This is a genomic window from Isoptericola sp. NPDC056573, from assembly GCF_042793335.1.
Taxonomy (GTDB): Bacteria; Actinomycetota; Actinomycetes; order Actinomycetales; family Cellulomonadaceae; genus Isoptericola.
The window spans coordinates 431856-457353 of the sequence record NZ_JBHTUY010000005.1 but is presented as its reverse complement, the minus strand read 5'-3'; the positions used below and the strand labels follow the sequence as shown (position 1 = coordinate 457353).

At 73.7% G+C, this 25498-nt stretch carries 22 protein-coding genes; 13 read left to right on the top strand and 9 right to left on the bottom strand.

The genetic code is table 11. The annotated features are described in order from the left end of the window. Positions 1-25: 25 nt before the first annotated feature. Positions 26-766 carry an IclR family transcriptional regulator gene (locus ACFQ8E_RS11975; protein ID WP_430550762.1) on the bottom strand — a complete coding sequence of 247 codons (741 nt, stop codon included), beginning with the start codon at positions 764-766 and terminating at the stop codon, positions 26-28. Between the two features lie 67 nt (positions 767-833). On the opposite strand from ACFQ8E_RS11975, the gene eda reads away from it, so the two are divergent. Next, entirely contained in the window at positions 834-1487 is a 654-nt protein-coding gene (gene eda / locus ACFQ8E_RS11970) for a bifunctional 4-hydroxy-2-oxoglutarate aldolase/2-dehydro-3-deoxy-phosphogluconate aldolase (protein ID WP_430550761.1), read from the top strand. 34 nt (positions 1488-1521) lie between these two features. Beyond that, positions 1522-2628 carry a sugar kinase gene (locus tag ACFQ8E_RS11965; RefSeq protein WP_430550760.1) on the top strand — a complete coding sequence of 369 codons (1107 nt, stop codon included), beginning with the start codon at positions 1522-1524 and terminating at the stop codon, positions 2626-2628. A gap of 96 nt (positions 2629-2724) precedes the next feature. On the opposite strand, the gene ACFQ8E_RS11960 is transcribed toward ACFQ8E_RS11965, so the two are convergent. Then, a complete protein-coding gene (locus ACFQ8E_RS11960; RefSeq protein WP_430550759.1) occupies positions 2725-3753 on the bottom strand; it encodes a LacI family DNA-binding transcriptional regulator in 1029 nt (342 codons plus the stop codon). Positions 3754-4030: 277 nt separating this feature from the next. Here ACFQ8E_RS11960 and ACFQ8E_RS11955 point away from each other — a divergent pair, with 277 nt between their 5' ends. The 6 genes from ACFQ8E_RS11955 to ACFQ8E_RS11930 all read left to right on the top strand — a co-directional run bounded on the left by ACFQ8E_RS11955 (position 4031) and on the right by ACFQ8E_RS11930 (position 12009). Next, positions 4031-5014, top strand: a complete 984-nt coding sequence (locus ACFQ8E_RS11955) for an ABC transporter permease (RefSeq protein WP_430550758.1) — start codon at positions 4031-4033, stop codon at positions 5012-5014. Between the two features lie 5 nt (positions 5015-5019). Next, positions 5020-5928, top strand: coding sequence for a carbohydrate ABC transporter permease (locus tag ACFQ8E_RS11950; protein ID WP_430550757.1), 909 nt, complete (start codon positions 5020-5022; stop codon positions 5926-5928). A gap of 76 nt (positions 5929-6004) precedes the next feature. After that, positions 6005-7672, top strand: a complete 1668-nt coding sequence (locus ACFQ8E_RS11945) for an extracellular solute-binding protein (protein WP_430550756.1) — start codon at positions 6005-6007, stop codon at positions 7670-7672. Positions 7673-7675: 3 nt separating this feature from the next. Further along, positions 7676-9217 carry a xylan 1,4-beta-xylosidase gene (locus tag ACFQ8E_RS11940; protein ID WP_430550779.1) on the top strand — a complete coding sequence of 514 codons (1542 nt, stop codon included), beginning with the start codon at positions 7676-7678 and terminating at the stop codon, positions 9215-9217. Next, positions 9217-9897 carry a glycosyltransferase gene (locus ACFQ8E_RS11935; protein WP_430550755.1) on the top strand — a complete coding sequence of 227 codons (681 nt, stop codon included), beginning with the start codon at positions 9217-9219 and terminating at the stop codon, positions 9895-9897. Before ACFQ8E_RS11940 ends, ACFQ8E_RS11935 begins: the two co-directional genes overlap by 1 nt. 33 nt (positions 9898-9930) lie before the next feature. Then, positions 9931-12009, top strand: a complete 2079-nt coding sequence (locus ACFQ8E_RS11930) for a beta-galactosidase (protein WP_430550754.1) — start codon at positions 9931-9933, stop codon at positions 12007-12009. Positions 12010-12077: 68 nt separating this feature from the next. On the opposite strand, the gene ACFQ8E_RS11925 is transcribed toward ACFQ8E_RS11930, so the two are convergent. The 4 genes from ACFQ8E_RS11925 to ACFQ8E_RS11910 form a co-directional block, all read right to left on the bottom strand. After that, entirely contained in the window at positions 12078-13838 is a 1761-nt protein-coding gene (locus tag ACFQ8E_RS11925) for a cellulase family glycosylhydrolase (RefSeq protein WP_430550753.1), read from the bottom strand. Positions 13839-14004: 166 nt separating this feature from the next. After that, positions 14005-14838: an ABC transporter permease gene (locus ACFQ8E_RS11920; RefSeq protein ID WP_430550752.1), complete on the bottom strand. Its 834-nt coding sequence runs from the start codon at positions 14836-14838 to the stop codon at positions 14005-14007. After that, positions 14835-15788 (bottom strand): ATP-binding cassette domain-containing protein, encoded by a 954-nt coding sequence (locus ACFQ8E_RS11915; RefSeq protein WP_430550751.1) that lies wholly within the window; start codon positions 15786-15788, stop codon positions 14835-14837. The genes ACFQ8E_RS11920 and ACFQ8E_RS11915 overlap by 4 nt, the downstream gene beginning before the upstream one ends. Then, complete coding sequence (locus ACFQ8E_RS11910) at positions 15785-17218, bottom strand: FAD-binding oxidoreductase (RefSeq protein WP_430550750.1); 1434 nt, start codon at positions 17216-17218, stop codon at positions 15785-15787. Before ACFQ8E_RS11910 ends, ACFQ8E_RS11915 begins: the two co-directional genes overlap by 4 nt. A gap of 220 nt (positions 17219-17438) precedes the next feature. Between ACFQ8E_RS11910 and ACFQ8E_RS11905 the strand changes: the two genes are divergently transcribed. Beyond that, entirely contained in the window at positions 17439-18266 is an 828-nt protein-coding gene (locus ACFQ8E_RS11905; RefSeq protein ID WP_430550749.1) for a sensor histidine kinase, read from the top strand. Continuing rightward, positions 18263-18940: a response regulator gene (locus tag ACFQ8E_RS11900; RefSeq protein WP_430550748.1), complete on the top strand. Its 678-nt coding sequence runs from the start codon at positions 18263-18265 to the stop codon at positions 18938-18940. The genes ACFQ8E_RS11905 and ACFQ8E_RS11900 overlap by 4 nt, the downstream gene beginning before the upstream one ends. A gap of 13 nt (positions 18941-18953) precedes the next feature. On the opposite strand, the gene ACFQ8E_RS11895 is transcribed toward ACFQ8E_RS11900, so the two are convergent. Beyond that, positions 18954-19394, bottom strand: coding sequence for a winged helix-turn-helix transcriptional regulator (locus tag ACFQ8E_RS11895; protein ID WP_430550747.1), 441 nt, complete (start codon positions 19392-19394; stop codon positions 18954-18956). 147 nt (positions 19395-19541) lie between these two features. Between ACFQ8E_RS11895 and ACFQ8E_RS11890 the strand changes: the two genes are divergently transcribed. The 3 genes from ACFQ8E_RS11890 (at position 19542) to gap (ending at position 22525) form a co-directional block, all read left to right on the top strand. Then, complete coding sequence (locus ACFQ8E_RS11890; RefSeq protein ID WP_430550746.1) at positions 19542-20414, top strand: oxidoreductase; 873 nt, start codon at positions 19542-19544, stop codon at positions 20412-20414. A gap of 35 nt (positions 20415-20449) precedes the next feature. Further along, positions 20450-21406, top strand: a complete 957-nt coding sequence (locus ACFQ8E_RS11885) for a GlxA family transcriptional regulator (protein WP_430550745.1) — start codon at positions 20450-20452, stop codon at positions 21404-21406. A gap of 120 nt (positions 21407-21526) precedes the next feature. Then, positions 21527-22525 (top strand): type I glyceraldehyde-3-phosphate dehydrogenase, encoded by a 999-nt coding sequence (gene gap, locus ACFQ8E_RS11880; RefSeq protein ID WP_430550744.1) that lies wholly within the window; start codon positions 21527-21529, stop codon positions 22523-22525. Positions 22526-22573: 48 nt separating this feature from the next. Here gap and ACFQ8E_RS11875 read toward each other — a convergent pair whose 3' ends face one another. Both ACFQ8E_RS11875 and ACFQ8E_RS11870 read right to left on the bottom strand, forming a co-directional pair. Beyond that, positions 22574-23326, bottom strand: a complete 753-nt coding sequence (locus tag ACFQ8E_RS11875; protein ID WP_430550743.1) for a MerR family transcriptional regulator — start codon at positions 23324-23326, stop codon at positions 22574-22576. Positions 23327-23407: 81 nt separating this feature from the next. Next, positions 23408-25462 carry an alpha-glucuronidase gene (locus tag ACFQ8E_RS11870; RefSeq protein WP_430550742.1) on the bottom strand — a complete coding sequence of 685 codons (2055 nt, stop codon included), beginning with the start codon at positions 25460-25462 and terminating at the stop codon, positions 23408-23410. Between the last annotated feature and the right edge of the window lie 36 nt (positions 25463-25498).

Sequence of the window (25498 nt, the reverse complement as noted above, 5' to 3'; positions counted from 1 at the left end):
CCCGCGCCGGGACGACGACGAATCGCTACGTCGAGGGCGCCGGGACGGTCAGGCCGGTCGGGAGCACCCGCGGCAGGAGCTCTCGCAGCGCCGCGACGCGCTCGTCGCGGGCGGCGCCGGTCATGCGCTCGACCGGCGCGGTGATGCTGACGGCGGCGACGGGCCGGCCGGCGCGCAGCAGCGCGACGGCGACGCACGCGATGCCGGGCTCGTTCTCCTCGGTCTCGGTGGCGTACCCGCGATCCCGGGCCGCGGCGAGGGCCGCCCGGAGCGTGGCGTCGGGCGTGGGGTCGGGCGCGGCGTCCCCGGCCGGCGCGGCAGCCAGGAGCGCCCGGCCGAGCGCCGTCGTCGCGACGGGGATGCGCCGCCCGACGGCGGACCACACGCGCAGCGGGCGCTGCGGCTCCACCTTGTCGAGGTAGACGACCTCCTGCCCGGCGAGGGTGCCGAGGTGCACCAGCTCGTCGACCTCGTCGCGCAGCGCCTCCAGCGCCGGGCGCAGCAGGCCGGGCAGGTTGTCCTCGGCGAGGTACGCCGCCCCGAGGGAGAGCACCGCCGCCCCCAGGGTGTAGGCGCCGTCGGGCCGCTGGTCGGCGTACCCCCGGTGGCGCAGCGCCGCGAGCGTGCGGTGCAGCGTCGACTTGTTGGCGCCCACCTCGGCGGCGAGGTCGGCCAGCGCGACGCCGCCGGCACCCGCGCGGGCGAGCGCGTCGAGCGTGAGCAGCGCCTTGTCCACGCTGCCGAGCGGGCTGGGGGGTTGGGTCATCGGGGACGGTCCTCTATGGTGTTCCGTAGTGAACAACGTACGTTCACCATAGCGAAACGGAGTCAGGATGTCTTCCCCCTCGACCCAGGCCGGCGACGTCGTCGCCGCGCTCGGCGCCCACCGCCTCGTGCCCGTCGTCGTGGTCGACGGCGCCGAGGAGGGCGCACGCCTCGCCGACGCGCTCGTCGCCGGCGGCCTCCCGGTCGCCGAGATCACCCTGCGCACCGCCGGCGGCATCGACGCGATCCGGGCGGTCGCGGAGACCCAGCCCGAGGTCGTCGTCGGCGCGGGCACCGTGACCACCGTCGACCAGGTCGACGCCGTCGTCGACGCCGGGGCGCGCTACATCGTGTCGCCCGGGCTGTCGGCCGCCGTCGTGCGCCGCGCGCAGGAGCACGGCGTCCCGGTCCTGCCGGGCGTCGCCACGCCCAGCGAGATCATGGCCGCGCTCGACCTCGGCATCGACGTCGTCAAGCTCTTCCCCGCCTCCGTGGTCGGCGGCCCCGCCGCGATCAAGGCGTTCTCCGCGCCGTTCCCCGGCCTGCGCTTCGTGCCCACGGGCGGCGTGAGCGCCGCCAACCTCGGCGACTACCTCGGGCTCGCCCCGGTGCTCGCCGTCGGCGGGTCGTGGATGGTCGAGAAGTCGCTCGTGACCGCCGGCGACTGGGCCGAGATCACCCGCCGCACCGCCGAGGCCGTCGCCCTCGCGGCCGCCGTCTGAGCCCGCCGCCGAGCCTGCAAGGAGCACCGACACCATGACGAACCCCTCGATCACCACCCGCCCGGCCGCCGAGTGCCGGTACGACGCCGTCGCCCTCGGCGAGGTCATGCTGCGCCTCGACCCGGGCGACCGCCGCGTGCGTACCACCCGCTCCTTCGACGTCTGGGAGGGCGGCGGCGAGTACAACGTGGCCCGCGGCCTGCGCCGTGCGTTCGGGCTGCGCGGCGCGATCGTCACCGCGCTCGCGGACAACGAGGTCGGCCGCCTCGTGGAGGACTTCATGCTCACCGGCGGCCTCGACACCTCCTGGGTGCAGTGGCGCGAGTACGACGGCATCGGCCGCAGCGTGCGCAACGGCCTGAACTTCACCGAGCGCGGCTTCGGCGTGCGCGGCGCGGTGGGCGTCAGCGACCGCGGCAACACCGCGATCGCGCAGATGAAGCCCGAGGACGTGGACTGGGACGCCCTGTTCGGCTCCGGCGTGCGCTGGCTGCACACCGGCGGCATCTTCGCCGCGCTGTCCGAGTCGGCCGCCGACGTCGCCGAGGCGGCCATGACCGCGGCCAAGAAGCACGGCACGATCGTGTCGTACGACCTCAACTACCGCCCCTCCCTCTGGAAGGGCATCGGCGGCGTCGAGCGGGCGCGCGAGGTCAACCGCCGTCTCGCGCACCACGTCGACGTGATGATCGGCAACGAGGAGGACTTCACCGCCTCGCTCGGCTTCGAGGTCGAGGGCGTGGACGAGAACCTCACCGACCTCGACACCGGCGCCTTCCGCGCGATGATCGGCACCGCCGCCGAGGCGTACCCGAACTTCCAGGTCATCGCGACGACGCTGCGAGGCGTGAAGTCGGCGTCCGTCAACGACTGGGGCGCCATCGCCTGGTCGCGGGCCGAGGGCTTCGTCGAGGCCACGCACCGCGCCGACCTGGAGATCTTCGACCGCGTGGGCGGCGGCGACTCGTTCGCCTCCGGCCTCGCCTACGGGCTCCTGGAGCTCGACTCGCTGCAGCAGGCCGTGGAGTACGGCGCCGCGCACGGCGCGCTCGCCATGACCACGCCGGGTGACACGACGACGGCGACCCTCGCCGAGGTCGCCAAGCTCGCCGGGGGCGGCAGCGCGCGCGTCCAGCGCTGAGCGCCGAGCCGGTCCGAGACCCCGCGAGGTAGTCCGAGTCCTGCCGAGGTAGTCCACTACCTCGCGGTTCCTGGAACTACCTCGCGGGGTCTCGTGCTACCTCGGCGGGGGAGCGGTGGACTCCCGGACGACGAGGCCGGTGGCGAGGTTGACCCGCCGCGCCATCGGCGTCTCGCCACGGGCGAGGTCGAGCAGCAGCCGGGTCGCGGTGGTCGCCATCTCGAGCAGCGGCTGGCGGACCGTGGTCAGCGCGGGCGCGGTCCAGGTCGCCAGGGGCAGGTCGTCGTACCCGACGACGGACACGTCGCGCGGCACGGAGAGGCCACGCTCCTGCGCGGCCCGCAGCAGGCCGATGCCCTGCATGTCCGACCCGGCGAAGACGGCGGTCGGGCGCTCGGGCAGGTCGAGCAGCTCGCTGCCGGAGCGGTAACCGGACTCCACCTCGAAGTTGCCCGACCGCACCAGCGTGGGGTCGAAGGCGATCCCGGCCTCCTCGAGCGCGGTGCGGTACCCGTCGAGGCGCGCGCGGGCGCACAGCATGTTGCCCGGGCCCGAGATGGCGGCGATGCGCCGGTGCCCCAGCTCGAGCAGGTGCCGCGTCGCCGCGAGCCCCCCGCTCCAGTTGTCCGACCCCACCGTGGGCACGTCGGGCGGGGGCTCGCCGTCGGTGTCGATGACCACGTAGGGGATGCCGCGCGTGGTGAGGCGGGGCCGCTGCGACGAGCTGAGGCTGGCCGCGACGAGCAGCACGCCCAGCGGCGGGCGGGAGAGCGTCGTCTCGAGCCAGGTGGTCGGCGGGCGGTGCTTCCCGCCCAGCTCGGACAGGATGACGCTCACCCCGGCGGCCGCGGCGGCGTCCTCCACGCCGCGGATGATCTCCGTGGACCAGGCCGAGCCGACCCGGTGGAAGACGAGGTCCACGAGCCCCGCGCCGACCGGGGGAGCCACGGCCCGGCGGCGCCGGTAGCGGTGCCGCTCCAGCGCGGCCTCCACGCGGTCGCGGGTGGCCGGCGCGACGTCGGTCCTGCCGTTCAGCACCTTCGACACCGTGGGTGCGGACACGCCGAGCTCCCGGGCGATCTCGGCGATCGTCGGCGTCGGGCCCTGCGGGGTGGGGGTGCTCATCGTCCGTCCTGTCGTGACGCGGCGTCGCGCTCGGGCGATCGACCGCAAGTTTCGGCTCGACCGTACACGACGTCGGGGGTCTTCCAGGCGTTCCTGGGCGCCGTGATCAGACCGTGATCGGCCGGGTGCTTGACCACCACCGAAGGCTCCCCCTACTCTCGGCCGCAGTTGGAGAACGTTTTCAATGACGAAACTTTCGGATCGTCGGCGCGAGGTTGCGACCGGCGGACCGCACGACGACGTGACGGCTGGGGGACTCATGGCGCAGGCCGCAGGGATGGTGACGACCGTCCCGCCGATCGACGACGCACCGTCGTCACCACCACCGCGGGACGAACCACGGCGGCAAGGGCGGGCGCGCACCACGTGGCGCCAGGCGCTGCGCAAGGACTGGCGGCTGTACTCGTTCGTCGTCCTGCCGGTGCTGTTCTTCCTGATCTTCAAGTACGTGCCGATGATCGGGAACGTCATCGCGTTCCGCCGGTTCCGCCCCGGCGGCAGCCCGCTGGGCGACGAGTGGGTCGGCTTCTACTACTTCGAGATGTTCATCCACAACCAGCAGTTCTGGCAGGTGTTCTGGAACACCGTGGTGCTGGGCCTGCTGACGCTGGCGATCTGCTTCCCGCTGCCGATCATCCTCGCGCTCATGCTCAACGAGCTGCGGTCGCGCCGGTTCAAGAAGATCGTGCAGACGATCTCCTACCTGCCGCACTTCATGTCGATCGTCATCGTCGCGGGGCTCGTGCTCCAGCTCACCGCGGTGAGCGGCACGGTGAACCAGGTCGTGGAGGCGTTCGGCGGCGACGCGATCGCGTTCATGCAGCAGCCCGACTGGTTCCGCACGATCTACGTGAGCTCGGAGGTCTGGCAGACCGTCGGCTGGGGCACGATCCTCTACCTCGCCGCGCTGACGACCGTCGACGACCAGCTCTACGAGGCGGCCCGCATCGACGGCGCGAACCGCTGGCAGCAGACCTGGCACATCACGCTGCCCGGCATCCGCCCCACGATGATGGTGCTGCTCATCCTCAACATCGGCTCCTTCATGGCGGTCGGGTTCGAGAAGGTCCTGCTGCTGCAGAACCCGCTGATCTACTCCACGGCGGACGTCATCTCGACGTACCTGTACCGGGTGGGCATCCAGTCGGCCCAGTTCTCCTACGGCACGGCGATCGGCCTCTTCGAGGCGCTCATCGGCCTGGTCCTCGTCCTCACCGCGAACTTCGTCTCGCGCCGCACGGTAGGAGCCTCGCTGTGGTGACCGGTATGCCCACCCCCGACCTCGCCGCCGTCCGGACCGAGGCGACGACCGTCAAGGACACGGCCGGGTACCGCACCTTCAAGGTGGCCAACGTCGTCGTGCTCCTCGTGGTGTGCGCCGTGACGCTGTACCCGTTCGTGAACCTCGTGGCGAAGGCGTTCTCGTCGGAGGGCTTCATCGCCGCCGGCGAGGTCAACCTCCTGCCGCGGGGGTTCAACGTCGAGACGTTCCAGTACGTCATGGGCGACGCGATGTTCTGGACCAACTACAAGAACACCGTCGTCTACACGGTGGTCGGCACGTTCGTGTCGATGGCGCTCACCACCCCGTACGCCTACGCGCTGAGCCGCCGCCACCTCAAGGGCCGCACGTTCTTCATCGGCATCGCGGTCTTCACGATGTTCTTCAGCGGCGGCCTGATCCCGAACTACATCCTCGTCGCCGACGTGCTGGGGATGCGGAACACCCTCTGGGCGATCGTGCTGCCCGGTGCCATCTCGGTGTTCAACCTCCTGGTCATGAAGTCGTTCTTCGAGAACTTCCCGAGCGACCTCGAGGAGGCGGCCGCGATCGACGGCCTCACGACGTACGGGATCTTCTTCCGGATCGTGCTGCCGCTGTCCAAGGCGGTGCTGGCCACGATGACGCTGTTCTACGCCGTCGGCCTGTGGAACTCGTGGTTCAACGCCTTCCTCTACCTGGACCAGAAGGAGCTGTTCCCGGTCACCGTCTACCTGCGGAACATGATCGCCGCGGCGTCGCCGGCGGCCGACCCGACGCAGGACGCCGTGCAGATCGGCGCGAACATCCAGTCCGTGACGATGCTGCTCACCGTGCTGCCGATCATCTGCTTCTACCCCTTCATCCAGAGGTACTTCGTCTCCGGCGTGATGCTCGGCTCCGTCAAGGGCTGACGGGCCGGTCATCACCCGCACTGCACGCACCACATCCCGCTCGAGAGCGACGACGCTCGTCACACGAGGAGAAGACATGAGGAACACCCGGATGCGGGCGGCCGTCGCGGCCGCGTCGCTGACGACCCTGGCCCTGACGCTGGCGGCCTGCGGCAGCGGGGGAGGCGACGACGGCGGCGACGGCGCGAGCCCGGACGCCGCCACCATCGACGCGGACCACTCCGTCGGCGCGATGGACGATTTCGCGGCGGGCACGTCGTTCAAGGCGACGGAGCCGGTGGAGTTCTCGCTGATGTACCGCGACCACCCGGACTACGAGGTGCAGGACGACTGGTCGGTCTTCGAGCACCTCGAGGCGGACCGGAACGTCACGTTCTCCCGCACCGACGTGCCGCTGGCCGACTGGGACCAGAAGAAGGCGCTGCTCATCGGGTCGGGCGAGGCCTCGGACCTCATGCCGGTGACCTACCCCGGCCAGGAGACCCAGTTCGTCTCGGGCGGCGCGCTCCTGCCGGTGTCCGACTACCTCGAGTACATGCCGAACTTCGCGCAGAAGGTCGAGGACTGGGGCCTCCAGGACGAGATCGACAACCTGCGCCAGGACGACGGCAAGTACTACATCCTGCCGGGCCTGCGGGAGATCCCCGACGTGCAGTACACGGTCATGATCAACGACGACATGTGGAAGAAGGCCGGGGTCACCGAGGACCCGGCCACCTGGGACGAGTTCACCGAGGACCTGGCGAAGGTCAAGGAGGCGAACCCCGGTCTCGACTACGCCTTCTCCGACCGCTGGACGGACGTCAGCACGCTCGGCGCGCTGCTCAACGTCATGGGTCCGAACTACGGCGCCGCGGGCGGGTGGGGCTACAACAACACCTGGTTCGACCAGGACTCCGGCGAGTACGTCTTCAACGGCACGAGCGACGCGTACAAGCAGCTCCTGGAGACGGTGCACGGCTGGGTCGACGCGGGCGTCATGGACCCGGAGATCACCCAGTCCGACGACCAGGCCCGCCAGAAGTTCGTGTCCGGCAAGTCCGCCGCCGTGTCCAGCAACACCCAGGAGATCACGGCGTACCGCACGGCGATCAAGGACGGCGGCAAGGACATCACCACCCGCCTGCTCACCATCCCGGGCGGCCCGGCGGGCAGCAACCTCGCCGCGAGCCAGCTCTCCAGCGGCCTGATGATCTCCAGCAAGGCGGCGGAGCAGCCGTACTTCAAGGCGCTGCTGCAGTACGTCGACTGGCAGTACTACTCGGACGAGGGCATCGAGTTCGCCCAGTGGGGCGTGGACGGCGAGACGTACTCGAAGGGCTCGGACGGCACCCGTGAGCTGAACGAGGACATCAGCTGGAACGCGATCAACGCGGGCGCGCCGAAGAAGCTCAACACCGACTTCGGCTACAGCAACGGCGTGTTCCTCCTGGCGAACGGCTCCACGCAGGACCTGCTCGAGTCCGTGATGTCGGACGAGGTCAAGGAGTGGACCCGGTCCGTGCTCGACGCCAAGGAGGTGCTGCCGGTGGCCCCGGCGCCCCGCCTCAACGAGATGGAGCTCGAGCAGAACTCGCTGCTCGACACGCAGCTCAAGGACGCCGTCCAGTCCGCGACCGCCGGGTTCATCACCGGCCAGCGCTCGCTCGACGAGTGGGACGCGTACGTCTCCGAGATCGAGGGGCTGGGCGCCACGCAGCTCGTCGAGACCGTCAACACCGCCCTGGCGCGCCAGGAGGGCTGAGCCCTGACCACCGTCGTCGTCCCCGACGCGCCCGCCGCCACGCTCTCCGAGGCGTGGCGGTGGTGCGTCGGCACCGGCCGCCTCAACCTCGCGCTGCGTCAGGACTACCAGGACTCGCTCGCGGTGGTGCAGCGGGAGATCGGGTTCCGCTACGTGCGGGGCCACGGCCTGCTGTCCGACGACGTCGGGATCCACCGCCCCTACGACGCGGCGGGCCACCGTGGCACGCGGTACGCGTTCACGTACGCCGACCAGGTGCTCGACGCGTGGCTCGCGCAGGGCATCCGGCCGTTCCTCGAGCTCGGGTTCATGCCGTCGGCGCTCGCGTCGGGGGAGCAGACCGTGTTCTGGTGGAAGGGCAACGTGACGCCGCCGCGCGACCATCGCGAGTGGGCGGCCCTCGTCCAGGCGGTGGTGCGGCACGCGATCCACCGCTACGGCCTCGAGGAGGTGCGGCGGTGGCCGGTCGAGGTGTGGAACGAGCCGAACCTGGCGCAGTTCTGGGAGGGCGCGTCGCAGGAGGCGTACTTCCGGCTCTACGAGGTCACCGCGGCCGCGGTGAAGGAGGTCGACGCCGACCTGCAGGTGGGTGGGCCGGCGATCTCGCCCGGCGCGGACGAGTGGTGGGCGCCGTTCGCGGAGTTCGTCGAGCGGCGGGACGTGCCGGTGGACTTCGTGTCCTTCCACGCCTACACCACCGGGCCCGCCCAGCACGTGCCGTTCGGCACCTACCAGACGCTGCGGCACCCGCGGGACCTGCTGGACCAGTTCGCCGTCCCGGCGAAGCTGCTGGCGGGCACCCGCCTGGAGGGGCTGCCCGCCCACGTCACCGAGTTCAGCACCAGCTACCGGCCGGACAACCCGGTGCACGACACCGCCTACCAGGCGGCGTCGCTGGCGCCCGTGCTCTCCGAGGGCGGCGACCTGGTCGACTCCTTCTCCTACTGGACGTTCTGCGACGTCTTCGAGGAGGAGAACGTCCCGACCTCGGTCTTCCACGGCGGCTTCGGGATGCTCGGGCACCGGCAGCTGCGCAAGCCGGTGTTCCACCTCTACGCCTTCATGGCGCGGATGGGCCCCGAGGTGCTGCACCGGGGCCTGGACCACCTGGTGACGCGCGACGACGGAGGCCGGGTGACGGTGCTGGCCTGGCAGCCCGTGGGCGGCACCGCCGACGCCGAGGAGCCGGACCGGCACGAGCTGCGGCTGAGCGTCCCGGTCGGCGACGCCGCGACGCGGCGGGCGTCGGTGCACCGCTCGCGCGTGAACGACGACGAGGGCAACGCGGTCAGCGCGTGGCGCCACCTGGGCCGCCCGGCGTCCCCGACGTCGCGGCAGCTCGACCTGCTGCACGAGGCGTCGGTGCCGGGTCGCTCGCACACGTCGCTCGAGGTGTCGGGCGGCCGGGTCGACCTGGCGCTCACGCTCGCCCGGCACGAGGTCACGCTGGTGGAGATCGACCCGGTGCGCGACGAGACGCCGCCCTGGCTCGACGACGCGCGCATCCTCGGTCGCGGGCCGGGCCAGGACGGCGGGGCGTCCTGATGGCGGCCGCGGCGCCCCGCGACTTCGGGGACGGCGTGCTGGGCCGGATCACGGCGCGCGTCTACTGGTACCTCGTCGTGGGGGTGCTCGTCGCCCTCGGCTGCGTGCCGACGCTGGTGCTGCTCACGCTCCTGGACCGGTCCTCGGGCAACGCGCTGCTGGTGCCGCTCTGCCTCGCGCCCGCGGCCCCGTTCCTCGCCGCGGGGATCTTCGCGCTGCACGCGCGCGCTGGCACCGACGAGCCCGTGCCGGGCAGCACCTTCGTGCGCGGCCTGCGGCTGGGCTGGCTCGACGCGCTGCGGCTGTGGGTGCCGGCGACGGCGGTGCTCGGCGTCGTCCTCACGTCCGTCGTGCACCGCGAGGCCGCCGGGATCTCCGTGGCCTACGCCGTCGTGCTGGGCGCCGTGGGCCTCGCCGTGCTGCTCTGGGCGGTGCAGGCGCTGGTCCTCGTGTCCCTGTTCTCCTTCCGTGCCCGCGACGTGGCCCGGCTGTCCGTCTACTACCTCGGCCGGCGGCCGTCCGTGACCGTCGGTCTGCTCGCGCTCGTCGTCGTGGCGGGCGGCGTGGTGTGGGTGGCGGGCGAGCTGGCGCTCGCCGTCGTCGCCGCCGCGTGGCTCGCCTTCCTGCTGCGCGTCGCGCAGCCCGTGCTGGACGACGTCCGCGCACGCTTCGTCGCCTGACCCGCACCACCGACCTCCGGAGGAAACGTCGTCATGTCCGCCCACCTGCCCGCCGGCCGCAAGGTCCGCTACGGCGGCGACTACAACCCCGAGCAGTGGCCGCGGGAGGTGTGGGAGGCCGACCACGCCGCGTTCGACCTGGCGTCGATCGACACCGTGACGCTCAACGTCTTCTCCTGGGCGACGCTGCAGCCCGACGAGGACACCTACGACTTCGCGCTGCTCGACGCGATCGTCGAGCGCGCCGTGGCCGCGGGCCGCGACGTCGTGCTCGCGACGTCGACCGGGGCGCTGCCGCCGTGGCTCGCCCACCGCCACCCCGAGGTGGAGCGCACCGACTTCCAGGGCCGGCGGCACGTGTACGGGCAGCGGCACAACGCGTGTCCCAGCTCGCCGGTGTACCGGCGGCTGTCGGCCGAGCTCGCGGGGCGCCTCGCCGAGCGCTACGCGGGCACGCCCGGCCTGGTCGCGTGGCACGTGGGCAACGAGTACGGCGGGTTCGACGGCGGCTGCTGGTGCGACCTGTGCGCCGCGGGCTTCCGCGAGTGGCTGCGCGCGCGGTACGGCACGCTGGAGCGCCTGAACGACGCCTGGAACGCGGCGTTCTGGTCGCACACGTTCAGCGACTGGGAGCAGGTCGTGCCGCCGAACATGCTCAGCGAGCACTGGCGCGGGCCGGACCACACGGCCTTCCAGGGCATCACGCTCGACTACCGGCGGTTCATGTCGGACGCGATGCTCGCGAACTACCGCGACGAGAAGGAGCGCATCCGCGCGCACGACGCGACCACCCCCGTGACGACCAACTTCATGGGCATGTTCCGGCCGATCGACTACCACCGTTGGGCCGACGACCTGGACTTCGCCTCCTGGGACAACTACCCGCCCGGCCAGCGCGAGCACGCGCGGATGGCGCTGGCCCACGACGTCGTGCGCGGGCTCAAGGACGGCGCCCCGTTCTGGGTCATGGAGCAGACGCCGACCATCACCGCCTCGCGCGACGTCAACCCGGTCAAGCGGCCGGGCGTGCTGCGGCTCTGGTCGTGGCAGGCCGTGGCGCACGGCGCGGACGCCGTCCTGTACTTCCAGATGCGGCAGTCGAAGGGGGCGTGCGAGAAGTACCACGGCGCCGTCCTCGACCACGCCGGCCGCACCGACACCCGCGCGTTCCGGGAGGTCGCGGCCCTCGGCGCCGAGCTCGACGCGCTGGGCGACGCCGTCCTCGGGGCTCGCACCCCCGCCCGCGTGGCCCTGCTCTTCGACTGGGACTCGTGGTGGGCCGCGGAGATGACCGACGGCTTCAACCGGCACGCGCGCTACGTCGACACGGTGCTCGCCTACTACCGCGCGCTGTGGCAGGCGGGGGCGCAGGTCGACGTCGTCCCGGTCACCGTGGACCTGTCCCGCTACGACGTCGTGCTCGCGCCCATGCTGCACGTGCTCAAGGGCGACGTCGCCGACCGGCTGGAGGGCGTCGTCGCGCGCGGGGGCTCCGTGCTCGCGTCGTACTGGTCCGGTCGCGCCGACGTGGACGCGAACGCCTTCCTCATGGACGCCCCCGGGCCGCTCGGTCGGCTGTTCGGCCTGCGCGTCGAGGAGACCGACTCCGCCGAGCCGGGCGTCACCAACCCCGTCACCCTCAAGGACGGCGCGGGCGACGACGCCGTCGCGGCCGCCTCGCTCGTCTTCGAGGTGCTCGTGCCCCAGGACGCGGAGGTCGTCGGCACCTACGGCGCGGAGTTCTACGCGGGGACGCCGGCGGTCACGCGCCACCGCCCCGGAGGCCACGACGGCGGGGAGGACGGCGGCGAGGCCTGGTACGTCGCGACGGCGCTCGACGACGTGGGCGTCGCCTGGGTGGTCCGCCGCGTGCTCGGCCGGCACGGCCTCGTCGGCCCGTACGCCGACACCGACGACGTCGAGCTGGCGGTCCGCGAGGGCGCCGACGGCGCGCGGACGGCGTTCGTGCTCAACCACCGGTCCGACGCCGTCGACGTCGCGGCCCACGCCTCGGGGACCGACCTGCTCACCGGCCGCGCCGTCGTCGCGGGGGAGACCCTGCACCTCGAACCGACCGACGTCGTCGTCCTCCGTGAGGACCCGCCGAGGTAGTGCGCGCGCCCGCGAGGTAGTCCAGTGACTACCTCGCGGGCTCGCGGACTACCTCGCGGTTGGCGGTGCTACCTCGCGACGGTGCCGGTGACCGTGTCGCCGCTGCGCGTCACGGTGTACTCCACCGTGTCGCCGCTCCAGAAGTGGAACGTCAGCGAGACGGGCTCGCCGTCGCGCAGGGTGGCGAGGTAGGCCGGGCGCAGCAGGACGGCGCCGGCCTCCTCGTCCGGGGCGAACGACGCGTCGAACTCCTGGAACGGCGTCCAGCTCTGCGGGCCGGCGCCGCTGCCGTCGGCGTAGACCGAGGCCATGGTGGCCAGCCGGTCGCCGCGGAACCGCGCCGGGATCGACACGCCGCCGGCCACCGTTCCCGTCGCGTCCGCGAGCACGGGGGTGTCGGCCGCGATCACGTGGATCCGCCACGGCACCCCCGCCGAGAAGCGCGCCTCGATCGTGGCGTGCGCGCCGGGCGACGCGTCGCCGATCAGGCGTTCCAGGTACGCGGCCGAGAACGTCACCTCGTCGCCCGCGACGGCGGCGTCCGCGGCCGCGACCGGCTCGCCGTCGAGGAACAGCCCCTCGAGCCGGGTGCCGTGCGGCTCGAGCGTGACGGTCTGCGCGCCCACGTCGCCCGGGCGCACGAAGACCTGGTCCGTGGACGCGGTGCCCGACCGCGTGGTCCAGCTCGACGACACCTGCGCCCACAGCTCGGGGTCGCTCCACGTGAAGCCGGTGCGGTCGAGGTGCTGCCCGTTGTCCCAGAGCATGGTCGTGACGCCGGCGTCGCGGGCCTGGTGGCCGAGCTCCTCGAAGAACTTCAGCTTCTCGCCCTGCTCGATGGTGCCCGTGTGCCGGTCGAAGCCGAGCAGCCCGTACTCGCCGAGGACCACCGGGATCCCCTGGTCGACGAACGTGCTCCGCACGCGGTCGAACGTCCCCGTCATGTCCGCCAGGGCGACGTCGTCGAAGCGGGTGCCGCCCGCGACGTTCACGCTGAACGGCCAGTAGCCGTAGTAGTGGACCGTGGCGGCCAGCTGCGGGTCGTCGAGCTCGGCGATGGTGCCGGCGAGGGCGTCGAGCCGCTCCTGGCCGGCGTTGGTGTGCAGGGTGGGCAGCACGAGCACCCGGTCGGCGTTGCCGCCGCCGGACGCCCGGACCACCTCGTGGAACACGGTGTTGAGGTCGTCGAGCAGGACGTCGCCCTGCGCGTCGTCGACGTCCGCGAACTGCGGCTCGTTGAGGCTCTCGAACAGCAGCTCGGCCGGGTGGTCGCGGAAGCGGTCGGCGAGCTGTTCCCACGTGGCCCGGAAGCGGTCACGCACGCCGTCCGGGTCCGAGGACATCGCGTTCGCCCAGATCCACGAGTCGTGGTGGAGGTCGAGCAGCACGTACAGGTCCTCGGCCAGCGCCTGGTCGACGACCTCCTCGACCCGGTCCAGATAGTCCGTCTCGATCGCGTAGTCCGGGGCGCCGCCCTGGTGCTCGTCCCAGGTGACCGGGACGCGGATGCTGCGGAACCCCTCGTCCTTGACGGCGGCGAGCAGCTCCGGCGTGACGCGCGGGTTGCCCCAGGCGGTCTCGTCCGGCCCCACGGAGTCGAGCGAGTTGCCGAGGTTCCAGCCAGGCTGCATCGCGGCCACCGTCTCGGCCGCGCCGGCGGCGCGGTGCGGGTGCGCCGGGTGTCCGGGGCGCCCGGGGTGCGTCGGGTGCCCGGGGTGCCCGGGGTGCTGCGGGTGCGCCGGTGCGGCGCCGGCCGGGGCGGCGAGCCCGGCGGCGAGCGCCAGGCCTGCCGCGAGGGCGGTGAGCGTCGTCCTGAGCGGTCGTTTCACGATGGTGTGCCCTTCGTCGCGCACGGGTGATGGACGTCGCGCCTCCGACCGGCCGGACCGGCGTCGGCGCCGGGCTCTGCATGTCGAAGCGCTTCGACACCTTGGCGAGCCCGACGCCGTCCTGTCAAGGCCCTGAAACGTTACGGATCTCCCGTCGCGCCACCCGTCACACCACCCGGCGGTAGGCCACCACGGCGGCGGTGCCGAAGACGGCGAGGAACGCCGCGCTCCACAGCAGGGTCGCGGTCGCCGGCCCGGCGACCGGGCCGCCGAGCAGCAGGCCCTGGCTGGCCTCGATCGCCCGGCTCACCGGGTTCACCTCGGCCCAGGCCTGCAGCCAGCCCGGCATCGTCTCGACCGGCGCGGCCATGCCCGTGCCGAACACGAGCGGGAACGGCAGCAGGAACCCCACCGTCGACACCATGATCTCGTCGCGCAGCAGCACCGCCACGAGCACGGTGAGCCAGCACAGGGAGAAGCCGAGGACGATCGCGAGCCCGCACGCGGCCAGGGCGGGCAGCAGCCCCGTCTCGACCCGGAAGCCGAGCGCGTACCCGACGCCGAACAGCACGGCGAGCGCGATGACGTACCGGACGGCGTCGGCGAGGACCGAGCCCAGCAGCATCGCGGCGCGCGGCACGGGCATGCTGCGGAACCGGTCGAAGACGCCCTTCTTCATGTCCTGCACGATGCTGAGCCCGGTCGCGACCTGCCCCGTGAGCACCGTGGTGAGCACGAGGATGCCGGGGAACAGGTACTGGAGGTACTCGTGCGTGGACCCGGCGACCGCCCCGCCGAACAGGTAGACGAACAGGACGAGGAACACGACGGGCAGGATCACCGCGTCGGCCAGCTCGCCGGGGTTGCGCCGGGTCTTGACGAGAGCACGGTGCGCCAGGATCAGGCCGTGGCGGGCGAGCGGCCAGCGGCGCGGGGGCGTCGTCGTGCCCCGGCGGTGCGGTGCGGTGCCGGTGGCGACGGTCGTCGTGGTGGCGGTCATGATTCCTCCCTCGGGGTGGTGCGGTGGCCGTCGGTCAGGGTGAAGAAGACCTCGTCGAGGCCCGGGAGGCGGAGCGCCAGCTCGGTGACCGCGACGTCCGCGTCCTCGAGCCCGCGCACGACGGCGGAGAACGCGCGCTCGTCGTCGACGGACGCGGTGACCACGCCCCCGTGCGGCGGGGCGACGTCCTCCCCGGTCACGCGCGCGACGACGCCCGCCGCGGTCGCGACCCGGTCCGGGTCGCGCGGCCGCACGACCACCGTCTGCCCGCCGACCTGCTGCTTCAGGCCCGCCGGGGTGTCGTGGGCGATGACGCGGCCGCCGTCGATCACGGTGATCTCGTCGGCCAGGGCGTCGGCCTCCTCGAGGTACTGCGTGGTGAGCAGCACGGTGGTGCCGTCGTCGGCGAGCGACCGGATGGTCTGCCACAGCTCCTCCCGCTTGCCCGGGTCGAGGCCGGTCGTGGGCTCGTCGAGGAACAGGACGCTCGGCGAGCCGACGAGGCTGGCGGCCAGGTCGAGGCGGCGGCGCATCCCGCCGGAGTAGGTGGACGCGCGCCTGCCGCCCGCGTCGGTGAGCCCGAACCGGTCCAGCAGCCGCGCGGCCCGGACGCGGGCCTCGGCCGTGGGCAGGTCGAGCAGGCGACCGAACAGGACGAGGTTCTCCGCGCCGGTGAGGTCCTCGTCCACCGTCGCGTACTGGCCGGTGAGGCCGATGCGGCGGCGCACCTCGACGGGGTCGCGGCCCACGTCCAGCCCGTCCACCACCGCCCGGCCGGCGTCGGCCCGCAGCAGCGTCGCCAGCACGCGGATGGCGGTGGTCTTGCCCGCCCCGTTGGGGCCCAGGACGCCGAGCACCGTGCCGCGCTCGGCGCGCAGGTCGACGCCGTCGAGCGCCGTCGTCGGGCCGAACGCCTTGACGAGACCCTCGGCCTCGAACGCGGCGCTCACGACGCCGCCCCCGACCCGGGCGCACCGGCGGGCGCACCGGTGGGCGCACCGTCCAGGTGGCGCCCGAACAGACCGCCCGGGTCGTAGGACCGCTTGACCGCGCGCAGCCGGGCGAGCGTCGCGGGCGGGTACGCCGCCTCCAGGTCGGCCGCGGTGTCGGAGCCCTGGAAGTTCACGTACGCGCCCGTGCCGTGGGCGGCGACGCCGCGCCAGCAGGCGAGGGCGTCCTCGACGTCGGCGTCGGACGCGTCCTGAGGGACGACGGTGCCGCCCACCACCAGCGCCTCCGCGTCGCGGTGGGCGAACGTGGTCGCGTCGGGCAGCACGCGGGAGAACGCGCCACCGAGGGCGCGCAGCGCGAGCGCCACCGGCCGGTCGCCCGCGGACGCCGCGGCCACCGCCGCGACGACGTCGTCGTCCAGCCGCGGCACCAGCACGTTGCGGCCGACGAGGCGCAGGCCCGGTGGGTGGTGGCCGCCTTCGGCGAGGACGTCGGCGTACGGCACGGTCGCGACCGTGTCGCTCAGCACCGTGCCGAGGCGCCGCAGCGGCTCGACCGCCCGCTCGGCCGCCGCCGCGTCGTCGTGCGACGCGCAGACCAGGACCGACGCGGACGCCGGGCGGTCGCTCACGGGCGGCGCCAGCACCAGCGTGCTGCTCAGCTCCTCGTCCGCCTCGCGCAGCACGTCGCGCCAGCCCGCGACGAGGCGGGCGGGGTCGTCGAGGGCGAGGCCGATCGCGCCGTAGCGGACGTCGCCCACCCGGGCGGCGACGAGGTCGACGCCCGTCACGACGCCGAAGCCCCCGCCCCCGCCGCGCAGCGCCCAGAACAGGCCGGCGTGCGAGTCCCTGCTCGCGACCACCGTCCGGCCGTCGGCGAGCACCACCCGGGCCCCGACCAGGGCGTCGATGGTCAGGCCGTGCCGGCGCACCATCCACCCGACGCCGCCGCCGAGCGTCAGCCCGCCCACGCCGACGCTCGCGGTGTCGCCGGAGGAGATCGCCAGTCCGTGCGGCGCGAGCGCCGCCGCGACCCGGCCCCACGTGGCGCCGGCGCCCACCCGCACCAGCCTGTGGTGCGCATCCACGACCTCGACCGCGTCCAGGTGGCGCAGGTCCACCACGAGGCCGCCGTCGTTGGTGGCGCGGCCGGTGAGGCCGTGCCCGCCCGAGCGGACCGACAGGGGCAGCCCCTCGCGGGCCGCGTACGCCACGGCGGCCGCCACCTCCGCCTCGTCGCGGGGTCGCGTGACCAGCGCGGGGGAGCCGGTGGCGAAGACGGTGCGTCGTGCCTCCTCGTAGCCGTCGTCGCCGGGGACGACGACGTCGCCCAGCCCGGCGGGGGTGCGCCCGCGTGCCTGGATGCTCGGTGCCTGGACGCTCGGTGCCTGGACGTTCGGTACCTGGATGCGGGGTGCCTGGATGCTCATGGCGGTGCTCCTCGGGTCGGTCGTGCGGGGGTGTCCGTCCTGCGTCGTTCCGTGGTCCGATCCTTCGCGGCGAGGTGTCCTCGGCGCGTCCGCCCGTCGGCGACACCTGCGGCTACCGGTCCGGTCGGCGACGGGGCGTCGTCGTACCGCGGGGGGAGTACGCGCAGGGTGCTCCCCGCGCCGGATGCGGCGGCTCCGCGGCCGCACCTACGCTGCCGGGATGGGAACGGGACGGGCACGGGAGCGGATCCTCGCGGCGGGCTGGCTGGTCTCGCTCGGCGTCGCCGGCGTCGCGGTGCTGCAGTGGCGCGCGTACGTGCGCGAGGTGGAGCAGCGGGCCGAGGACGCCGAGCGCACGCGCGACGAGGTGGCACGGCGTCGTGCCGTCGAGGAGCGGCTGCGCATCGCGCGCGAGCTGCACGACTCCCTGACCCACAGCATCTCCGTGATCAAGGTGCAGGCGGGCGTGGCCGCCCACCTCGCGCGCAAGCGGGGCGAGGAGCCGCCGCCCGCGCTGCTCGCGATCCAGGAGGCGAGCACCGACGCGGCCCGCGAGCTGCGCTCGACCCTCGACGTGCTGCGCCGCGACGGCGAGCCGAACGGGAACGGGATCGACCGGCTCGAGGCCCTCGTCGAGCGCGCGGGGGCCGCGGGGGTGCCCACCACCCTCCGGCTCCTCGGCGTCCGGCGCGCGCTGCCGGCCGAGACCGACCAGGCCGCCTACCGCGTCGTGCAGGAGGCGCTCACCAACGTCGCCCGGCACGGCGGGGCCGCCGCGGCCGCGACCGTGCGCGTGGCGTTCGCGGCCCGCGAGCTCACCCTGCAGGTCGACGACGACGGCCGCGGCGCACCCGGCGAGCCGGAGCCCGGGCACGGGCTGACGGGGATGCGCGAGCGCGTCGCCGCCCTCGGCGGGACGCTCCATGCCGGGCCGGGGACCGGCGGCGGGTTCTCGGTGCGCGTCACGCTCCCGCTGCCGGCGGGGCGGGCACGGCCGGCGGCCCCGGACGACGCGCGGGCCGCGGACGAGCCGGCGGCCCGCGGGTGATCCGCGTCGGCCTCGTCGACGACCAGGCCCTCATCCGCTCCGGCATCCGGGCGCTGCTCGACGCGGAGGACGACGTCGAGGTGGTCGCCGAGGGTGCCAACGGGGAGGACGGCGTCCGCCTGGCGCGCGAGCTGCGGCCCGACGTCGTGCTCATGGACGTCCAGATGCCCGGGATGGACGGCATCGCCGCCACCCGGCAGATCGCCGCCGACGACGCGCTGGCGGGCGTGCACGTCGTCGTGCTGACGAACTACGGCATCGACGAGTACGTGTTCGAGGCGCTGCGGGCCGGGGCGAGCGGGTTCGTCGTGAAGGACACCGAGCCCGCCGACCTCGTCGAGGCCGTGCGCGCCGCCGTGCGGGGCGACGCGCTGCTGTCCCCGGCCATCACGCGCCGGCTGATCAGCGAGTTCGTCGCGCGCCCACCGGACGCGATCGCCGCGGACGGTCTCGGTCTGCTCACGCCGCGCGAGCGCGAGGTGGTGGCGCTCGTCGCGCACGGGCTGTCCAACGACGAGATCGCCGCGCGGATGGTGCTCAGCCCGCTGACCGCGAAGACGCACGTCAGCCGCGCGATGACCAAGCTCGGCGCCCGCGACCGCGCCCAGCTGGTCGTGTTCGCCTACGAGTCCGGCATCGTCTCCCCGCGCTCCCGCCCGGCCGACCGCGCGTAGCCCCGGTCGTCCCTCACGTCGCGGCGCTCTCGCGGCGGGCGTCGTGCTCCTCGCGCCGGGAGGCGACGTCGTCCATGTGGTTCTGGGCCCACGCCCTGAGCTGGCGGGTCGTGCCGTGCAGCGACGCGCCGAGGTCGGTGAGCTCGTAGGAGACCGTGACGGGGACCGTCGGCACCACGGTGCGCGTCACCAGGCCGTCACGTTCGAGGGAGCGCAGGGTCTGCGTGAGCATCTTCTGGCTGACGCCGGCGATGAGGCGCGCCAGCTCGGAGTAGCGCATGGCGCGCGGCTCGCCGGTGCCGCCCGCGCCGTCGCCGCCGAGCGCGCACAGGACGAGCACCACCCACTTGTCGGAGAGCCGGTCGAGCAGCTCCCGGCTGGGGCACGCCGCCAGGAACGCGTCGTACTCGACCTTCGCCCGGGCACGCCGCTCGGCCGCCGGCATCGTCGTCATCCTTCGTCTCCCTCACCGGTTGCCGTCACTGCCGTCACTCTGGGGTGCAACGCACTCTCAGGTGCCTACTTCCTCACAGAGAGCATGGCACCAAGACTGGTGCCCCGGTGCGCGGCACGCCACCGACCCCTGACGAGAGGCATCCTCATGACCACCACGACCAGCACGGCCCCCGGCGGCACCTGGACCCTCGGCGACCGCACGGTCTCCAGGGTCGGGTACGGCGTTATGCAGCTCGCCGGCCCCGGCGTCATGGGTCCGCCGCGCGACCACGACGAGGCGGTCGCGGTGCTGCGCGAGGCCGTCGCCCTCGGCGTGACGCACCTCGACACCAGCGACGCCTACGGCCCGCGCGTCACCAACCGGCTGATCCGCGAGGCGCTCCACCCGTACCCCGCGGACCTGCTGGTCGCCACCAAGGTCGGGGCGCGTCGCGACGCCGTGGGGGGCTGGCCCACGGCGCGGCACCCGGAGGAGCTGCGCGCCCAGGTCCGGGGAAACCTCGAGAGCCTCGGCGTCGACACCCTCGACCTGGTGTACCTGCGCATGGGCGACGCGGCCGGCCCGCGTGCCGGCTCCGTCGCCGAGGCGTTCGAGACGCTCGCGGAGCTCCAGCAGGAGGGCCTGGTCCGGCACCTCGGCGTCAGCAACGTCACCGCCGAGCAGGTGGCCGAGGCGCGGACGATCGCACCGGTCGTGGGCGTGCAGAACAGGTACAACCTCGCGCACCGCGACGACGACGAGCTCGTCGTCCGGCTCGCGGAGGACGGCATCGCGTTCGTCCCGTACTTCCCCCTCGGCGGGTTCACCCCGCTGCAGTCGGAGACGCTCGCCAGGGTCGCCGCCGCGGCAGGCGCGACGCCGTCCGGCGTGGCGCTCGCCTGGCTCCTGCAGCGGTCCCCGAACGTGCTGGTGATCCCCGGGACGTCGCGGGTGGCGCACCTGCGCGAGAACGTCGCCGGCGCTCGCCTGCGGCTGACCGGGAAGCAGCTGGCCGACCTCGACACGGTGGGCCGCTGACCACGCCCGGGCCCGGGCCTGTCTAGGCTCGACGGGTGCCGGAACCGCGTCAGCGCCGTGTCGCCGTCCTCGTGCTGGAGGGCGCGAAGCCCCTCGACGTCGGCATCCCGGCGCAGGTCTTCACGACGCGGCCGAGCATGCCCTACGAGGTGCGGGCCTGCGCCGCGGCGCCCGGGCTCGTCGCCGGCGGGGACGGCCTCTCCTACCACCTGGACCACGGGCTCGAGGCGCTGGCCTGGGCCGACGTCGTGTTCCTCCCCGGCTACCGCCACCCGGACCGCGACGACCCGCCGCCCGCCGTCGTGGACGCGCTCCGCGCCGCGCACGATCGCGGCGCCCGGCTGGCCGCGATCTCGACCGGAGCGTTCGCGCTCGCCGCGACCGGCCTGCTCGACGGCCGTCGCGCCACCACGCACTGGCACTACACGCGCGCGCTGGCGGCCAAGCACCCGCGGGTGCGGGTGGACGAGAACGTGCTGTTCGTCGACGAGGGCAGCGTGCTCACGTCGGCGGGAGCCGCCTCGGGCATCGACCTGTGCCTGCACGTGCTGCGCGGCGACCTGGGCGTCGCGGCGTCGAACCACGCCGCCCGCCGCCTGGTCGCGGCGCCGTACCGCAGCGGCGGCCAGGCCCAGTACGTGCCGCGCAGCGTGCCCGAGCCGCTCGGGGAGCGGTTCGCGGGCACCCGGGAGTGGGTGCTGCACCACCTGACCGACGACCTCACGCTCGAGGACCTGGCCCGGCACGCGGCCGTCTCGCCGCGCACCTTCTCGCGGCGGTTCGCCGACGACACCGGGTACACGCCGATGGCCTGGGTGCTGCGTGCCCGCATCGACGTCGCCCGCGAGCTGCTGGAGCGCTCGGAGCGCAGCGTCGAGCAGGTCGCCGCCGACGTCGGGCTCGGGACGGGCGCGAACCTCCGCGCGCACTTCCGGCGGATCCTCGGCACGACGCCCAGCGAGTACCGGCGCACGTTCGCCCGCGGGGAGTGAGGCTCCGGGCCGGAGAGAGGAGACCCGGCCTGGCGAGATCCTTGCGGACCGTGGCGTGCGCGCCGGTGTTCGGCCCGTGCGACGGCGGCGAGCCTGGTGGCGACACGGAAGGAGGGTCACATGACCCGCATCGCCATCAACGGTTTCGGCCGGATCGGGCGCAACGTGCTGCGCGCGCTGCTGGAGCGCGGCAGCGACCTGGAGCTCGTCGCCGTCAACGACCTCACCGCGCCCGCCGCGCTCGCACGCCTGCTCGCCTTCGACAGCACCGCCGGCCGGCTGGGCCGCCCGGTCACGGCCGACGACGACGCGATCGTGGTCGACGGCCGCCGCGTCGCGGTGCTCGCCGAGCGTGAGCCCGCCGCCCTGCCCTGGCGGGACCTCGGGGTGGACGTCGTGCTGGAGTCCACCGGCCGGTTCACGTCCGCCGACGCGGCGCGCGGCCACCTGGACGCCGGCGCGCGCAAGGTGCTCGTGAGCGCGCCGTCGGCCGGCGCGGACGTCACGCTCGCCCCCGGCGTCAACACCGACGTCTACGACCCGGCGGCGCACACGATCGTCTCCAACGCGTCGTGCACCACCAACGCGCTCGCCCCCCTCGCGTCCGTGCTCGACGACGTCGCCGGGATCGAGCACGGCTTCATGACCACCGTGCACGCCTACACCCAGGAGCAGAACCTCCAGGACGCCCCGCACCGCGACCCCCGCCGTGCCCGCGCGGCGGCGGTGAACATCGTGCCCACCACGACCGGCGCCGCCAAGGCCATCGGGCTGGTGCTGCCGCAGCTCGACGGCAAGCTCTCGGGCGATTCGATCCGCGTCCCCGTCCCGGTGGGCTCGCTCGTGGAGCTGAACGCCGCCGTCACACGCGACGTGTCCCGCGAGGACGTGCTCGCCGCCTACCGGGAGGCCGCACAGGGTCGGCTGGCGGGGGTGCTCGAGTACTCCGAGGACCCCCTCGTCTCGTCGGACATCACCGGCAACCCGGCGTCGTCGATCTTCGACTCCCTGCTGACCCGCGTCGACGGCCGGCACGTGAAGGTCGTGGCCTGGTACGACAACGAGTGGGGGTTCTCCCACCGCGTCGTCGACACCCTCGAGCTGCTCGCCGCGGGCTGACCCGCGCACCGCCGCGGGGAGCCGACAGGCTCCCCGCGGCCGTGCCGCCTACGCGCGGGCGCGGAACTCCTCCGCCGCGTGCAGCAGGTAGTAGGCCAGGCCGGTCTGCTGCTGCTCCAGCATCCGGCGGTGGAAGTCGTCGGCGACGAAGAACCTCGCCTGGCCGGCGAACGCCTCCGAGTCCGTCGGGTGCACGGCGTCGAGGGCCGTCAGATGCCGGCGGATCTCCGTGGTGACGGACTCGTCGTCGGCGCGCAGGCCGGTGCGCAGGGCGTCGGCCATGAAGGTCATGAACGCCGTCGCCTCGGCGGCGGCCGCGTTCATCCGGTCGGCGTCGACGTCGGCCGTGCCGAGTTCGACGCCGTACGTGTCGCGCAGGTGCGCGTCCTGCTCCGCGAGGGCGTCCTGCCACCCGGCGCGGTCGAGCCCGGTGAACATGTCGTCGGTGGGCATGGGGTCTCCCTGTGTCTCGTGTGCGATGGCCCGCTCGAGCGTCGCCAGCACCTGGGCGAGCCGTGCTCCGCGCGCGCGGAGCATGGCGCGCTGGTCGCGCAGGCACTCGAGCCGGGAAGCGCGACCCGACAGGGCCTCCGCGATCGCGCTCAGCGGCACGTCGAGCTCCCGGAAGAACAGGATCTGCTGCAGGCGCTCCAGGTCACCCTCGGAGTACGTCCGGTAGTCGTTCCGCGCGTCCCGAGCGGGCACGAGCAGGCCGATCCGGTCGTAGTGGTAGAGCGTCTTGAGCGTGGTGCCCGACAGCCGGGCCACCTCGGTGATCGAGAAGGACGTCGTGGGTCTCACCTCCTGCGCAGCACCCTCGACCCTCCCCCGAGGGGAGGGTCAAGCGCACGTCCGCACGACACGTCCGTACGGTGCGGGCGCTCAGAAGATCGTGCGTCCGTGGGTGTCGGGGATCCCGGACTTGCGGAAGAAGTACGTGTTCAGCTGGTCGCGCCACTCGACGGCCGATCGCAGCTGCTCGGCGAGGCGCTCGCGGACGCGGGCGTCGACGTCGGACGGGACCCTCCCGTCGAGCGACTCCCAGGCCGCGATCGCCTCGCGCACCCGCTCGACGCCCGCGAAGTGGGTGTCGTAGACGTGCTGGACCACGGTGACGCCGGAGCGCAGCACGTGCGTGTACGGCACGTGGTGGAAGAACAGCAGCAGCTCGTCGGGGCAGGTCGCGAGGTCCTCGTAGACGTCCCGCCAGGGCGCCGGGTACTGGCCCGTGAATCCGGTGCCGTTGGCCCGGGTGCGGTCCACCCCGATGCCGTCGCGGTCGGCGAAGTGGTACGTGCCCCACGGCGTGTACTCGTAGCCGTCCACGTCCGGGCCGTAGTGGTGGCCGGGCCGCACCATGAACCCGACGCCCAGCGGTGCGGTGTACGACTCGTAGGTGCGCCACGAAGCGTCCAGGACGGCGTGCAGCACCTCGCGGACGCGCGGCTCGACGGCGCCGTCCTGGCCGGCGAACGTCAGGCCGATCCACTCGTCCAGGACCGCCGCCGGGTCGAGCGTCGGGTCCCAGGCCAGGCGGCCGAAGGCGTACAGGTTCGCCTGGGCCAGCGGGTGGCCGGTCCAGAAGACGTCGTCGCCGACGTTCGAGACCGCGGCGATGCCGCCGCCCCCGGTGGCCGCCACCGCGGGCGAGGCGCCAGGTCCGCGGCCGGCGACGACGTCGCGCACCGCGGCACCGCCCTCTCCCCAGGGCCGGAAGCCGAGGTTCTCGCTCCACCACGGCGCGAGGTAGCACAAGTGCCGCTGCTGGCCCGTGTACTCCTGCGTCACCTGCAGCTCGAGGGCCAGCCGGGTGGCGGGCATCCCCGCGAGGACCGGTGAGACCGCCTCGCGCGTCTGGAAGTCGATCGGGCCGTGCTTGACCTGCACCACCACGTTGTCCGCGAACCGCCCGTCGAGCGGGGCGAAGTGGTCGTACGCGGCGCGGGCGCGGTCGGTGGAGCGGTCGCGCCAGTCCTGCGTGTGGTCGTAGACGAACGCCCGCCAGTGCACGACGCCGCCGTGCGGTGCGACCGCGTCGGCCAGCAGGTTCGCGCCGTCGGCGTGGTCGCGCCCGTACGCGAACGGGCCGGGCTGGCCCTCCGAGTCGGCCTTGACGACGAAGCCGCCGAAGTCGGGGATCGTGGCCCAGACCTGGTCGGCGGCGGCGCGCCACCAGGCGCGGACGTCGTCGTCGAGGGGGTCCGACGTCGGCAGCCCGCCGAGCGTCATCGGCGCGGCGAAGCTCACCGCGAGGTGGGTGCGCACGCCGTACGGCCGCAGGGCGGCGGCGACCCGCGCGACCTCCGGCAGGTCGTCCGTGAGCAGCCGTGCCTCGCGCGCGTGCACGTTGACGTTGTTGATGCAGACGCGGTCGATCCCGGTCGCGGCGAGCAGGCGCGCGTAGGCGGTCACGCGGGACAGGTCGTCGCGCACCCGGCCGTCGGCGTAGAAGATCGAGCCGCCCGCGTACCCGCGCTCGACCTGCCCCATCACCGGGTGCACGTCCACGTTGTCCCAGTGGTCCAGCACGCGGAGCGCGAACGCGGGCGCGTGCCGCTCGTCGGCGTCGGGCCCGGTGAACGCCGCCTCGCCGAGCCGCACCACGTGGAACCACCCGTGCAGCAGCGCCGTCGCCGTCGCCGCCGCGACGGTGACCCGGCCGCCGTCCCGCACGAGCCGGAACCCGTCGCCCCCCGCTCGGGCATCGAGCAGGAGGTCGGGGGCACCGTCGGGGTCGACGACGTCGCCGCCGTGCGCGGCGGTCGCACGCTCCGCCTCGCGGAACACGGTGACGAGGACGTCGTCCTCCGCCGGGCCGACGACCGCGACCCGGCGGCGGCCGACGGCGGCCAGCGCGGCGTCGGGCAGCCAGGCCGCGTGCCAGGCGGGTTCGACAACGATTTCGGACGGCGCCGGCGACGCCTTCTCGTCGGGCATGAGGGGCCTCTCGGTCGGCTTCGACCCGCTCGACCA

Coding starts and splice junctions, on each gene's coding strand:
- ACFQ8E_RS11975 (WP_430550762.1), bottom strand. CDS start 766: ATGACCCAACCCCCCAGCCCGCTCGGCAGCGTGGACAAGGCGCTGCTC.
- eda (WP_430550761.1), top strand. CDS start 834: ATGTCTTCCCCCTCGACCCAGGCCGGCGACGTCGTCGCCGCGCTCGGC.
- ACFQ8E_RS11965 (WP_430550760.1), top strand. CDS start 1,522: ATGACGAACCCCTCGATCACCACCCGCCCGGCCGCCGAGTGCCGGTAC.
- ACFQ8E_RS11960 (WP_430550759.1), bottom strand. CDS start 3,753: ATGAGCACCCCCACCCCGCAGGGCCCGACGCCGACGATCGCCGAGATC.
- ACFQ8E_RS11955 (WP_430550758.1), top strand. CDS start 4,031: ATGGTGACGACCGTCCCGCCGATCGACGACGCACCGTCGTCACCACCA.
- ACFQ8E_RS11950 (WP_430550757.1), top strand. CDS start 5,020: ATGCCCACCCCCGACCTCGCCGCCGTCCGGACCGAGGCGACGACCGTC.
- ACFQ8E_RS11945 (WP_430550756.1), top strand. CDS start 6,005: ATGAGGAACACCCGGATGCGGGCGGCCGTCGCGGCCGCGTCGCTGACG.
- ACFQ8E_RS11935 (WP_430550755.1), top strand. CDS start 9,217: ATGGCGGCCGCGGCGCCCCGCGACTTCGGGGACGGCGTGCTGGGCCGG.
- ACFQ8E_RS11930 (WP_430550754.1), top strand. CDS start 9,931: ATGTCCGCCCACCTGCCCGCCGGCCGCAAGGTCCGCTACGGCGGCGAC.
- ACFQ8E_RS11920 (WP_430550752.1), bottom strand. CDS start 14,838: ATGACCGCCACCACGACGACCGTCGCCACCGGCACCGCACCGCACCGC.
- ACFQ8E_RS11910 (WP_430550750.1), bottom strand. CDS start 17,218: ATGAGCATCCAGGCACCCCGCATCCAGGTACCGAACGTCCAGGCACCG.
- ACFQ8E_RS11905 (WP_430550749.1), top strand. CDS start 17,439: ATGGGAACGGGACGGGCACGGGAGCGGATCCTCGCGGCGGGCTGGCTG.
- ACFQ8E_RS11895 (WP_430550747.1), bottom strand. CDS start 19,394: ATGACGACGATGCCGGCGGCCGAGCGGCGTGCCCGGGCGAAGGTCGAG.
- ACFQ8E_RS11890 (WP_430550746.1), top strand. CDS start 19,542: ATGACCACCACGACCAGCACGGCCCCCGGCGGCACCTGGACCCTCGGC.
- gap (WP_430550744.1), top strand. CDS start 21,527: ATGACCCGCATCGCCATCAACGGTTTCGGCCGGATCGGGCGCAACGTG.
- ACFQ8E_RS11870 (WP_430550742.1), bottom strand. CDS start 25,462: ATGCCCGACGAGAAGGCGTCGCCGGCGCCGTCCGAAATCGTTGTCGAA.